This is a genomic window from Pseudoalteromonas rhizosphaerae, from assembly GCF_902498845.1.
GTDB lineage: Bacteria > Pseudomonadota > Gammaproteobacteria > Enterobacterales > Alteromonadaceae > Pseudoalteromonas > Pseudoalteromonas rhizosphaerae.
The window spans coordinates 17,704-30,954 of sequence record NZ_CABVLM010000020.1 but is presented as its reverse complement, the minus strand read 5'-3'; the positions used below and the strand labels follow the sequence as shown (position 1 = coordinate 30,954).

8 protein-coding genes are annotated in these 13,251 nt (G+C 40.6%); 7 read left to right on the top strand and 1 reads right to left on the bottom strand.

The annotated features are described in order from the left end of the window. Positions 1 to 165: 165 nt before the first annotated feature. Positions 166 to 1,011, bottom strand: coding sequence for a LysR family transcriptional regulator (locus PSR9079_RS21610; protein ID WP_145241866.1), 846 nt, complete (start codon positions 1,009 to 1,011; stop codon positions 166 to 168). A gap of 126 nt (positions 1,012 to 1,137) precedes the next feature. Between PSR9079_RS21610 and PSR9079_RS21605 the strand changes: the two genes are divergently transcribed. The 7 genes from PSR9079_RS21605 (at position 1,138) to PSR9079_RS21575 (ending at position 13,210) form a co-directional block, all read left to right on the top strand. Beyond that, complete coding sequence (locus tag PSR9079_RS21605) at positions 1,138 to 1,737, top strand: hypothetical protein (RefSeq protein ID WP_149983215.1); 600 nt, start codon at positions 1,138 to 1,140, stop codon at positions 1,735 to 1,737. Between the two features lie 185 nt (positions 1,738 to 1,922). Further along, positions 1,923 to 3,005 (top strand): glycine cleavage system aminomethyltransferase GcvT, encoded by a 1,083-nt coding sequence (gene gcvT, locus PSR9079_RS21600; protein WP_145241861.1) that lies wholly within the window; start codon positions 1,923 to 1,925, stop codon positions 3,003 to 3,005. Between the two features lie 56 nt (positions 3,006 to 3,061). Then, entirely contained in the window at positions 3,062 to 3,451 is a 390-nt protein-coding gene (gene gcvH, locus PSR9079_RS21595) for a glycine cleavage system protein GcvH (RefSeq protein WP_149983214.1), read from the top strand. Positions 3,452 to 3,627: 176 nt separating this feature from the next. Further along, positions 3,628 to 6,519, top strand: a complete 2,892-nt coding sequence (gene gcvP / locus PSR9079_RS21590; RefSeq protein ID WP_149983213.1) for an aminomethyl-transferring glycine dehydrogenase — start codon at positions 3,628 to 3,630, stop codon at positions 6,517 to 6,519. Between the two features lie 550 nt (positions 6,520 to 7,069). Then, the gene (locus PSR9079_RS21585; RefSeq protein WP_149983212.1) at positions 7,070 to 10,486 is read left to right on the top strand and encodes a DEAD/DEAH box helicase family protein; all 3,417 of its coding nucleotides are present in this window, start codon (positions 7,070 to 7,072) and stop codon (positions 10,484 to 10,486) included. 22 nt (positions 10,487 to 10,508) lie between these two features. Then, positions 10,509 to 12,050: a class I SAM-dependent DNA methyltransferase gene (locus PSR9079_RS21580; protein ID WP_149983211.1), complete on the top strand. Its 1,542-nt coding sequence runs from the start codon at positions 10,509 to 10,511 to the stop codon at positions 12,048 to 12,050. Then, on the top strand, positions 12,047 to 13,210 hold the full coding sequence (locus PSR9079_RS21575) for a restriction endonuclease subunit S (protein ID WP_149983210.1): 1,164 nt from the start codon (positions 12,047 to 12,049) through the stop codon (positions 13,208 to 13,210). The genes PSR9079_RS21580 and PSR9079_RS21575 overlap by 4 nt, the downstream gene beginning before the upstream one ends. Positions 13,211 to 13,251: the final 41 nt, after the last annotated feature.

Here is a 13,251-nt window from a genome sequence, read left to right as displayed (position 1 = left end):
AACATGTAAAATAATACGAATCAATCCTATTTGTAACAATTCCGATCGTTAAGTAAGTTTTTGAATATAAATATGAAAACATATTGTTGTTAATATTGTATTACTATATTCGTTGCGATAATCTAAATTATCAAAAGATAACTAAAGGCGGCTTTTTGTTAGCTATTAAGTCAAGCGTAATGCAATAAACTCGGCAAGTTTATCTACCGCATGCTCGGCTTGTTCTGCATGCTTTGTTAAGCTAATACCTATTTTACCTAGGCTCGGTAAAATAGCGGTGTTTAACTCATAATTAAGTTCATTAGGCACTGTGCTTCTAGCCAAAACGGTGATCCCTAATCCTTCTTTTAAAGCCGCAGTAAGGCCTGTTAAATCAGCGTTACTATAACTTATGCGGTACTTAATACCTGCAAGTTGCAGTGCCTCGATGGCGCGGCGTCGATAAATACAACCTTCCGGTGCGGTCACAAGCGTAACAACGTCATTTTGTGCTATTGATAAATCACCAACCCAGACCAGTTGGTCTTGCATAAAAACAGGGAACTTTTCAGAGTTTAAATCTTCATTTAACGCCAGTACTAAATCAAACTGGTCTTCTCGTGAAACCGACAATAAATGCTTACTTAAACGCGATTTAACCTCTAACGATACTTCAGGGTAAAGTGCCACAAAGTCACCGATAATAGCGGGTAAGATCCGAGCGGCAAATTCGCTGGGTATTCCCAACCGCACCTTACCGGTCACATTCTCTTTAGTAAATAATTGCAAAATGGTGTCGTTTTGCAGCAGCATTTGCTTTGCCATCGGCAGCAGCAGTTCACCGTATTGATTGAGTACTTGGCGCTGGCCTTGTTTTTTAAATAGTTTATGCCCGAGCATTTCTTCTAACCGCTTTATTTGTAAACTTACAGCGGGTTGCGATAAGCCAAGTAAATCACCTGCTTTAGCAAAACCTGCTACTTCAACCACAGTAACTAACGTGCGTAAGCTGTCTGTTGAGATATTTTTCATATTAAAAATTACAATTTATGGGGGTAGATTGATAAGTATTATTTATCAATTGATTAATAATTACAATTTGTTGTTGCTAGACTTGCACAATATACTTTTGCCATTAAAGATTGATAGGTGCCGATAATGACTTTTAGCCCGATAATGTTTGCTCGTCATAGCCAGATTGAAGTAGCTGATAGCAATATGCTGCAGGTCAATACAAACACCGTGGTGATCGATTTTAGCGGCACTGAAGCAATCCCGTTTTTAACCACTATATTAGGGTTAGATTTAAACAAACTAACCGCCAGTGGTTTAGGTGTGAAAGGCACCTTAGATGGCGACCTAAATAGCAATTATAGTTTTGCGTTATATTACTTTAGTGCAACAGCGTTTAGATTCGTGTTGCACACAGATGCAGCGGCTCAATTACAAGCACTGATCAGTGAACAGCAACTGCGCTACGATATTGAGTTTGTTACACGCACTGATTTAGCGACCTTAACTTTATCTGGTGAGCAGGCATTTGACGCGTTAGTCGAAGCATTTAAACTCACTCCTGGACTGCGCTTGTCAGACACCAACAGCTGTTATGGTACGCAAAGTGGTGAGGTATTTATTACCGCTATTGATAAACAATCAATACAGTATTTTCAGCTGGTGGCCAAAGCGCCAGAGCTGACTAAATGGCAAGCATATTTACAGCAACGCGGTTTTGATATGTCACTACCAGACGTTGCTTAAACATAAATTGATAAGCTGGCTAGCGTATTTTTAGTTGCCAGCTTTTGTAATTTATTTGTTAGAACAAATCGCAATTTGGGTGTTAGGTGCATTACAACTTATGTATAATCGCCGCCCATGTTATTCCCCCTCATTAAATTGAGGCCACGCCCAATCTTGGGTTAATTATAAAGTGAAGGAATATTATGACTTCTAAAACAGTTTTACATGCAAAGCACCTAGAATCAAAAGCAAAAATGGTTGATTTTCATGGCTGGGAAATGCCAATCAACTATGGTTCGCAAATCGAAGAGCACAACGCAGTGCGCACCGATGCAGGCATGTTTGACGTTTCACACATGACTATTGTTGATGTCAAAGGCGAGCAAGCACAAGCATTCCTTCGTAAACTAGTCGCTAACGATGTTGCTAAATTAACCGTTCCTGGTAAAGCGCTTTACACTGGCATGCTGAATGAGCAAGGTGGCGTAATTGACGACCTTATCATTTACTTCTTCTCAAATACTGATTATCGCTTAGTGGTTAATTCTGCAACTCGTGAAAAAGATTTAGCGCACATGGCTAAAGTTTCAGCTGATTTTGCCGTTGCAGTAACAGAGCGCCCAGAGTTTGCCATGATTGCAGTACAAGGCCCTAATGCTAAAGCAAAAACTGCCACTATCTTAACGGCTGATCAACAAGCAGCTGTTGCAGATATGAAGCCGTTTTTTGGTGTGCAAACTGGTGATTTATTTATTGCTACAACAGGCTATACTGGCGAAGACGGTTACGAAATTGTTGTACCGAACGAGCAAGCTGCGGATCTTTGGCAACAACTGCTAGATGCTGGTGTTGCGCCTGCGGGCCTTGGTGCACGTGACACACTGCGTTTAGAAGCGGGTATGAACCTTTACGGCCTAGATATGGACGAGAGCGTATCACCACTTGCTGCTAACATGGCGTGGACCATTGCGTGGGAACCTGAAGATCGTGACTTTATCGGTCGTGACGTACTAGTACAGCAACGCGCTGACAAAAGCACTGATAAACTTGTTGGCCTAGTGCTGGAAGAAAAAGGCGTATTGCGTAGTGGTTCTAAAGTAATTGTTGATGGTGGCGAAGGGGTCATTACCTCTGGTACTTTCTCACCTACACTTGGTTTTAGTGTTGCCCTTGCACGTGTACCACGTTCAACTGGCGAAACTGCTCAAGTAGAAATGCGTAAAAAATTAGTTAACGTAAAAGTAGTTAAACCAAGCTTTGTACGTAACGGTAAGTCTGTACTTTAAAGTATCAATTAAAAGATTTGGTGTTATCACCCAATATAAACCAAAGGAAGAATAAAATGAGCAATATCCCTAGCGAGTTAAAGTATGCCTCTTCACACGAGTGGGTTCGCAACGAAGGTGACGGTACTTTCACTGTAGGTATCTCTGAGCACGCACAAGAACTACTTGGCGACATGGTATTTGTTGAATTACCAGAAGTTGGTGACGAAGTACTTGCAGGCGAAGATTGTGCAGTAGCAGAATCAGTAAAAGCGGCATCAGATATATACGCACCAATCGGTGGCGAAATCGTTGCAATCAACGAAGATCTTGAAGATGCACCTGAAACAGTAAACAACGACGCTTACGGCGATGGTTGGTTATTCCGCATTAAAGCATCTGATGAGTCTGAGCTTGAAAACCTGCTTGACGCTGAAGGCTATGCACATTCGATCGACGAAGACTAATAATTAGTTTATCGCCGTACTAAAAGCCCCATTATACCTAACATAATTGGGGCTTTTATGATTTTACCGCTTACCTTTCCATACATTGTAAGTCATTAAATCAAAAGTTTTTAAGTTATTGCTGGTTACCCATTAGTAATAACCATTTATTTTTTGGATCATAGGAATCTGGACAAATGTCAAACGCCAAATCTCTTGAACAATTAGAGCAAACGCAAGATTTTATTCGCCGTCATATTGGGCCAAGCCCAGCACAAGTAAGCGATATGCTAAGTGCTCTTGGAGTATCGAGTGTTGAAGAGCTGATCGGTCAAACTGTACCTGCAAGCATCCGCTTAGAGCAAGGCCTAACAGTGGGTGAAAGCCGCACTGAAGTTGAAACACTAAGCTACTTAAAATCAGTAGCAAGCAAAAATAAAGTATTCAAATCTTACATCGGTCAAGGCTACCACCCAACTCACGTACCACACGTAATATTACGTAACGTACTTGAGAACCCAGGCTGGTACACAGCGTACACTCCATACCAACCAGAGATTGCTCAAGGGCGTTTAGAGTCATTACTTAATTTCCAAACTATGACCTTAGACCTTACCGGTCTTGATTTAGCAAGTGCATCATTACTTGATGAATCAACTGCGGCTGCCGAGGCCATGGGCCTTGCAAAGCGCGTATCTAAAGCTAAAAAAGCCAACATCTTCTTCATCGCTGATGACGTACATACCCAAACTATCGACGTAGTGACAACACGCGCCGAGCAGTTTGGTTTTGAAGTTGTGGTAGGTCCTGCTGCTGATGCTGTAAATCACGAAATTTTTGGTGCGTTATTCCAATACCCGTCAACATCAGGTGAAGTAGTCGATATCACAGATTTAATCGCTGGCGTACAAAGCAAAAAAGCGATTGCCTGTGTTGCTGCTGACATCATGAGCTTATTACTATTAAAAGCACCAGGTAAACTTGGCGCAGACGTAGTACTTGGTTCTGCCCAGCGTTTTGGTGTACCAATGGGTTACGGCGGTCCACACGCTGCATTTTTCGCAACACGTGATGCATACAAACGTTCATTACCAGGTCGTATCATTGGTGTGTCTAAAGACCGTTTAGGTAACGATGCACTACGTATGGCAATGCAAACCCGCGAGCAACACATTCGCCGCGACAAAGCCAACTCAAACATTTGTACAGCGCAAGTATTACTCGCTAACATGGCTGCGTTTTATGCGGTGTACCATGGCCCACAAGGCTTAAAAACTATTGCACAGCGCATTCATCGCTTTGCTGATATTTTAGCCGCAGGCCTTAAAGCTAAAGGTGTAAACCTTAAGCATAGCACCTGGTTTGATACCCTAACCGTTGTTAGCGATAACAAAGAAGACGTAATAGCACGTGCTGTAGCAAACGGCGTAAACTTTGCTACTAACCATGATGGCGAATACTCAATCTCAGTATCTGAGACCACAACGCGCGCAGACGTAGCACAGTTGTTCGATATCATTCTTGGCGAAGATCACGGCTTAAGTGTTGATGCAATCGCAGCAGACATCGAAGCAAACGGTAGTGATTCAATCCCTGCAAACCTTGAACGCGATGATGAAATTTTAACGCACCCTAACTTCAATTCGTATCACAGCGAAACTGAAATGCTGCGTTATATCAAACGTCTTGAAAACAAAGATTTAGCACTTAACCACTCAATGATCTCGTTAGGTTCATGTACTATGAAACTAAACGCGACCGCTGAGATGATCCCAATCACTTGGCCTGAGTTTGCTAATCTTCATCCATTCTGTCCGCTAGACCAAGCAGAAGGTTACCAAATCATGATGGGCGAACTGCATGATTGGTTAGTTAACATCACCGGTTACGACGCCGTTTCATTACAGCCAAACTCTGGCGCACAAGGTGAATACGCAGGCTTAATCGCGATTCGTAAATACCACGAGTCACGTGGCGATGCGCACCGTAATATTTGTTTGATCCCAAGTTCAGCGCACGGTACTAACCCAGCTTCTGCACAAATGGCAAGCATGAAAATTGTAGTTGTTGATTGTGACAAAAACGGTAATGTAGATATGGCAGACCTTAAAGCGAAAGCTGAAGAAGTCGCAGAAAACCTATCGTGTATCATGATCACATACCCGTCTACGCACGGTGTATACGAAGAAACAATTCGTGAAATTTGTGACATCATTCATCAACACGGCGGCCAAGTTTACATGGACGGCGCGAACATGAATGCACAAGTAGGTGTAACAAGCCCAGGCTTTATCGGTTCAGACGTATCGCACTTAAACTTGCATAAAACGTTCTGTATCCCACATGGCGGCGGTGGCCCAGGTGTTGGCCCAATCGGTGTTAAATCACACCTAGCGCCATTTATGCCTAACCACAGCGTAATTAACGTACCTGGTACGAGTATCGGCAACGGAGCAGTATCAGCAGCGCCATACGGCTCAGCAGCTATTTTACCTATCTCATGGGCTTACATCACCATGATGGGCTCAGAGGGCTTAAAACAAGCCACTGAAATGGCGATTGTGAATGCTAACTACTTAACTCACGAGTTAAGCCAGCACTTCCCAATTTTATACCGTGGTCGCAACAACCGTGTTGCTCACGAATGTATTGTTGACTTACGCCCACTTAAAGAGCTTTCGGGCATCACTGAAATGGATGTTGCTAAGCGCTTACAAGATTACGGTTTCCATTCACCAACTATGTCGTTCCCTGTAGCGGGCACCTTGATGATTGAGCCTACTGAGTCTGAGTCTAAAGTTGAGATCGACCGTTTCATCGAAGCTATGGTGTCAATCAAAGGCGAAATCGACAAAGTGATCTCTGGCGAATGGTCTATCGAGAACAACCCGCTTGTGTTTGCACCGCACACACAAGGCGACGTACTTGGTAACGAATGGGACCGCGCGTACGACCGCTTCTACGCTGCATTCCCAGTACCTGCAGTGGCCAAAAACAAATTCTGGCCTACAGTAACGCGCATCGATGACGTATACGGCGACCGTAACCTAGTGTGTTCATGCCCAGCGGTAGAGACATACAGAGATTAATTTTTGATTTGATCAGAGTTATTATAGTTTGGGAATGAAATTATAGATTGGGAATTTTATTATAGATTGGGAATATTTTTCCCAAACAATAACTCTTTAAAAGGTTAATAATGCGAATGCATTAAAAAAAGCGAATCAGAAATGGTTCGCTTTTTTATGGGGAAAAATTATTATTTCATGTTAGATGAATTATAAATAAATAATAATTAGAAATTGAATAGTGCAAAGAATTCTTGCTTGGCATTGACAATCTAGATATTTAAAACATGAAGCAAAATCTAAGCTCTGCAATTGCTTCACCAGCGACAAAATCTGAAAAACCATTCGATAAAACTGTTATAGCTCAATTGGCTGATAAATATCATAATCATGTATAGCTTGAATTGAAAGTAAGCGGTAAAGTTAATATGCAGACGACACAAGTACTGGTATTAAAAGCTTCACTAACGCTGACAAACTGGATGAAGCGCTCAAGAATTTAAAATTAAAAAGCACAATAGTTTTGTATTTGGCATGGTGCTGCCGCATAGGAAATAAGGAATAACTAGGAATGAAGCAATCAATGAATTTTGAGTTCTTAAGAAAAGACTGGCCTGAATTAGCTGACTTCGGTGCTTACGCTGAAGAATACGCTTTTAGCGATCCTCAAAGTGCGCTAATTAAGCTACGTTCATTCAGCGAATTTATGGTAAACTTTATTTACCTTAAATTGAACTTACCATGTTTGCCAAAAGCTTCATTCCACGAAAAATTAATTGGTGAAGACTTTATTCAGTTAGCTTCTGCACCTGTTTTAGATAAATTTCACGCCATTAAAACATTGGGTAATAAGGCTGCTCACGAGAACAAAGGTACAGATAAAGATGCTGTATTCGCAGTTAAGCAATCATACCAATTAGGCGCATGGTTTTATTGTAGTTACCACAATGTCAAAGCTGATACTGTTCCTGAATTTATTGAGTTTAATACCGATATTTCTGCGGCGAGCAAATTAAAGAAAAAATTAGAAAAAAGTGACGCACTTTATCAGCAAGCAATGGCTGAGTTAGAAGAACAGCGCCTAGTAAACGAAAGAATATTAGCTGAATCGAAACAAGCAACGGCTACACGTGATGAGCCTGTATTTGAAGCCTTTACAACAAACAGCCAGTCTATCTCTAAAACGCTCGATTTCAGCGAGGCGGAAACGCGCAAATACCTTATTGATATGGAATTGCGTGAAGTAGGCTGGGATGTTGCAGAAAATGAAGTATCAACTGACGAAGTTGGACAAGAAGTACCAGTTAAGTATCAACCCACAGAAACAGGCAATGGTTCTGTAGATTATGTTCTGTGGGATGACGATGGACTACCTTTGGCTGTTGTTGAGGCCAAGAAAACGTCAAAAGATGCACGTATAGGCAAGAAGCAAGCGAAAGATTATGCCGATGGTTTAGAAAAGGAACATGGACAGCGACCAGTAATTTTCTATACCAATGGACATGACATTTATATATGGGATGACGTTCAAGGTTATCCGCCAAGAAAGATCTATGGATACTACTCAAAAAGTTCATTGCAACATTTAGTTAAATTCCAGCGAGTAGAAAAGAAAAAGCTATCAGATGTCACTATTGATGCAGGCATTGCAGGTCGTCGCTATCAGTTAGAAACCATTTCTCGCGTACACGACACGTTTGAGAAAAAACGCAGAAAATCATTAATAGTACAAGCAACGGGTACAGGTAAAACTCGTGTCTCAATTGCACTAACTAAATCTCTACAAGATGCAAAATGGGCAAAGCGTATTCTGTTCTTATGCGATAGGAAAGAATTGCGTAAACAGGCTGACCAAGCTTTTGTAGAATTCTTGGGTGTTAAGCCATACGTTGTAGGTAAAAGTGCTAAAAAATACGAAAACACGGCTCGTATATTCATTGCTACTTATCCGGGGATGATGGGCATTTATGAAAAGTTTGATGTTGGCTATTTTGATTTAATTGTTGCCGATGAATCACACCGTTCTATCTATAACGTATTTGGCAATATCTTTAAATACTTTGATTGTTTACAAGTTGGTTTAACCGCTACGCCAGTAGAAATGGTTTCGCGGTCAACATGTCAATTGTTTGATTGTGGCTATAAAGACCCAACTGCTAACTACCCGTTAGAAAAAGCAATTGAGCAAGAGCATCTTGTGCCTTATGAAATTGTCACTATGACCACTAAGTTCATGCGAGATGGTATTAATCAGAAATCGTTAACTGATTTACAAGTAGCAGAGCTAGAAGATCAAGGCGAAGACCCTAACGAATTTGAGTTTGACTCAAAAGACATTGATAAGGCTATCTTAAACAAAGATACCAACCGTAAAGTACTCCGAAACTTAATGGAAAATGGTATCAAAGACAAAGACAATCAATTAATTGGTAAGTCTATTATCTTTGCCAGAAGAATCGATCACGCTCGTTTGCTTAAAGAACTGTTCGATGAAATGTATCCAGAACTAAGTAATGGCTTTTGTGAAGTTATTCACTCAGATGAACCGCGAGCAGAAGCATTGATCGAACAGTTTAAAGTGACTGAGGAAGAAAAGGCTAAAGATCCATCGTTACCAGACCCAATAACACTGGCGATATCAGTTGATATGTTAGATACCGGAATTGATGTACCAAGTGTGGTAAATTTAGTATTTGCTAAGCCTGTAAAGTCGAAAGTTAAGTTCTGGCAAATGATCGGCCGTGGGACACGACTGTGTGAAGACTTATTTGGTAATGGAAGGCATAAAACACGTTTCCTGATTTTTGATCACTGGAACAACTTTGATTATTTCGAGTTTGAATACGAAGAAGCCGAGCCAACCAATAGTAAATCATTGGGGCAGAAGCGCTTTGAGTTAAGAATGTTACTAGCGGCAACGGCGCTGAACAAACTAGAAGTATTAGCGTTTGAAACGGTAATCAAGTTAATTCAACAAGACATAGCTGCCTTAGATACCAAGAACATTAATGTACGTGACAAGTGGCAAATCGTTGAACAAATGTCAGATGTTAAGCTGTTAAAGCAATTCGCTAAGCAAACAGTTACATTGTTAGAAACTGAAATTGCACCATTGATGAATTGGTTAGATATTCGTGGTGAAAGTAAAGCACTTCGTTGGGATTGTTTAATCGCCCAAACACAAACAGAACTATTACTCAATCCTCAAGCAATTGGTGAGCTTAAATTTGAAATCAAAGATGTGTTAGAACGCTTACCTAAAAATACAGCTCAAGTGCAAACTAAAGCCTCTGAAATCAAGTTTTTGATGGATGACAATAATTGGCACTGCATCACATTTGATGAGCTAGAGCTACATCGTATTGCGTTAAGAGAAGTCATGTATTTACTAGAAGGTGAAATCCTGCCGCCGAATCCCGGACCTAAGTATACGGATGTAATCGAGGATGACGCTGAAACAGAATACAAAGCGAGAGCAACGAATATTCATACTGTTGATTACAAAATCTATCAACAAAAAGTGCAGGAAGCGTTAGAACCTATTTTTGAAAGTGATCCAGTTATTCAAAAAATCAGAAATGGGCAACCCGTTACTGAAGACGAAATTGTGCAACTCAATGGTGTTATCCATGCCAAATACGCTGACTTGGATATTGAAACGCTTAAAACGTTTTATCCAGACACTACTGAGACACTAGACAAGTTGCTTCGCAGTATTGTTGGCATGGATACTAAATATATTGAACAGAGTTTCACAAATTTACTGCAAAACCATCGCATGCCACCACAAGCTTTGCGTATCATCGATATGTTGATTGGGCACATTGCAAGGAGCGGCGGTATAAAAATGGCAGACTTAGACAAAGCGCCATACAACAGAATATATGAGGGTGTACTTGGTAGCGGCGAAGATGACGTTTTTTCCTTGTTAAAGTCATTAGAGTTACCAACACCGTTAAATAAATTAGATACGTCTTTTAAAGACTAATTAGAATTGAAAAGAGAACATTATGATCACTGGTAAATTAAAAAGCGATATTGATAAATTATGGGAAGAGTTCTGGACGGGCGGGATCGCTAATCCACTGACCGTAATCGAACAAATCACTTTTTTAATGTATGCCCGACTACTCGACTTACACGAGCAGCGCGATGAAAAACGCCAAAAGCTAAGAGGTGGAGAGTTCAAGCGCCGTTTTAGTGACGACCAACAACATATTCGTTGGCACCGTTTTATGCATCAAGATAAAGACAGCATGTTAAAAGTGGTGCGTGATGAGGTATTTCCTCATTTCAAAAGCACTTCGGGTGAAGGTTCATTGTTTGCTGAGTTTATGAAAGACGCACAATGCATGATCCAAAAGCCTACGCTAATGGAATCCGCAGTTGAGATGATCAACAAATTGCCATTGGAAGACAGCGATACCAAAGGTGATCTATATGAATACCTTCTAAGTAAGCTAACAACAGCAGGTATTAATGGTCAGTTTAGAACACCACGCCATATCATTCGTGCCATGATCGAAATGCTAGATCCAACTCATGAAGATCGCATTATCGATCCTAGCTGTGGCACCGCCGGATTCTTAACTGTGGCCTATGAGTATTTAATGGAGAAATACACGTCTTCTGAAGGTATCCATACTGAAACAGTAGTTAATGAAAAAGGTGAAGAGCAAAAGGTAAAAATCTTTAGTGGTGATTTGCTGGTTGAACATCGCGATCATGTCAATACCGATATGTTTCATGGCTTCGATTTTGATACCACCATGTTACGTATTGCCGCGATGAACCTAGTAATGCATGGCGTGACTGAGCCAGATATTCATTACCAAGACACATTAAGTGGCAGCTTTATTGAGCGTTTCCCAACGCAAAGTAAAGACTCTTATACTATTTGTGCAGCCAACCCGCCGTTCAAAGGGTCATTAGATGAAGAAGACGTAGACCCGGCAATATTGCGTATGGTGAAAACCAAGAAGACAGAGCTACTGTTTGTCGCGCAAATTCTTCGTTTACTTAAAAATGGTGGTAAAACGGCGATTATCGTGCCTGATGGTGTACTATTTGGTTCATCAAATGCACACCAACAATTACGTAAACACATAGTTGAAAATAATGAGCTTCAGGGTGTTGTTTCATTACCATCAGGCGTATTTAAACCATACGCTGGGGTATCTACGGCAGTTCTTTTTATTACCAAAGGTTCTCAAACCGAGCATGTTTGGTTTTACGACCTACAAGCAGATGGATTTTCTTTAGACGATAAGCGTACACCGATAAAAGATAACGATCTTCCTGACTTAGTCGCCAAGTTTAAAGCCCGTGATAAAGCTATTGCAGGCACCGATGCAAACGACAAAACGCAAAAAGCATTCTGGGTAAGTAAAGATGAGATAGTTTCTAATCAATATGACTTGTCGATTAATCGTTATAAAGAAGTTGTTTACCAACAGGAAGAGCATGGCGATCCAAAAGATATCCTAAGAAATTTAGTTAGCTTAGAGAATGAAATTCTAGCTGACCTAAAAGATCTGGAGAAAATGCTGTGAGTTGGCCTTTAGTTAGGTTAGGTGAGGTTGCTCCTTCAAAACCACTTAAAAATCCCCAAATTATTGATGAAAATTCTGTTTGGCAACTTAATTTAGATAAAGTCCAATCACAATCTGGAATAGTGATAGAAAAAGTTTATGACTCGGTTGAATCGGCAGGATCTTCTACACATTGGTTTGATGAACGAAATGTACTTTACTCAAAGTTACGCCCTTATTTAAACAAAGTTGTTCTACCAGACGAGCAAGGATTAGCTACTACAGAATTAGTTCCTTTGTGCCCTGATGAAAACAGGTTGGATAGAAAGTATTTAGCTTATTATTTAAGATCTAATCGATTTGTGAGCTGGATAAGTGATCAAGTTGCTGGTGCAAAGATGCCTCGCGTATCTATGAAAGTGTTTTGGGAGCATCAGATTCCACTACCACCACTCGAAGAGCAAAAACGAATCGCTGCGATTTTAGATAAAGCCGACTGCGTGCGCCGCAAACGCCAACAAGCCATCGACCTCGCCGACGACTTCCTGCGCAGCGTTTTCCTCGATATGTTCGGTGACCCTTTTATTAACCCAAAGGGGTGGGAGGTTAAAGCTCTTAATGACATATCACTTGGTAAAGGTGTATATGGAAGTGGAAAACCAGCAGTCAACTATTCAGAAGGTGATTATCGTTATATAAGGATTACAGATATAACTAGCACAGGTGACTTGAAGGAAAAGATGGTTTCTCTACAAGATTCTGAGCAGGAGTCTCAAAAGTACTTGTTAAAGGACGGTGATTTATTATTTGCTAGAAGTGGAGCTACTGTAGGAAAAACTTTCCTTTACTCCTCGAAATATGGTAGATGTATTTACGCGGGATACCTAATCAAATTCAGTATAAATAGAGATATAGCATTACCAGAGTTTATAAAAGCATTTACGGATACTTCGATATATTGGAATTGGATAAGAAGCAAGCAAAAGGTTGTTGCTCAACCCAATATAAATGCAAAACAATATGGTGAAGAGTTAGAAATACCTGTCCCACCAAAAGAGCTGCAAATGAAGTTTGTGGGTATTTGGAAGAAAGTCAATGAAAGCAAAGAGAAGTGGATAAATACTATAGACGGTGAGCTTGTTCAATCATTAAGTCAAAAAGCCTTTTCGGCTGAACTATAATAAACAAGGATGTGAGCTGTTGGCTCAATAAGAATAACAAT

Excerpts from the sequence above, each read along its gene's own strand:
- PSR9079_RS21610 (WP_145241866.1), bottom strand. The coding sequence starts at position 1,011 with ATGAAAAATATCTCAACAGACAGCTTACGCACGTTAGTTACTGTGGTT.
- PSR9079_RS21605 (WP_149983215.1), top strand. The coding sequence starts at position 1,138 with ATGACTTTTAGCCCGATAATGTTTGCTCGTCATAGCCAGATTGAAGTA.
- gcvT (WP_145241861.1), top strand. The coding sequence starts at position 1,923 with ATGACTTCTAAAACAGTTTTACATGCAAAGCACCTAGAATCAAAAGCA.
- gcvH (WP_149983214.1), top strand. The coding sequence starts at position 3,062 with ATGAGCAATATCCCTAGCGAGTTAAAGTATGCCTCTTCACACGAGTGG.
- gcvP (WP_149983213.1), top strand. The coding sequence starts at position 3,628 with ATGTCAAACGCCAAATCTCTTGAACAATTAGAGCAAACGCAAGATTTT.
- PSR9079_RS21585 (WP_149983212.1), top strand. The coding sequence starts at position 7,070 with ATGAAGCAATCAATGAATTTTGAGTTCTTAAGAAAAGACTGGCCTGAA.
- PSR9079_RS21580 (WP_149983211.1), top strand. The coding sequence starts at position 10,509 with ATGATCACTGGTAAATTAAAAAGCGATATTGATAAATTATGGGAAGAG.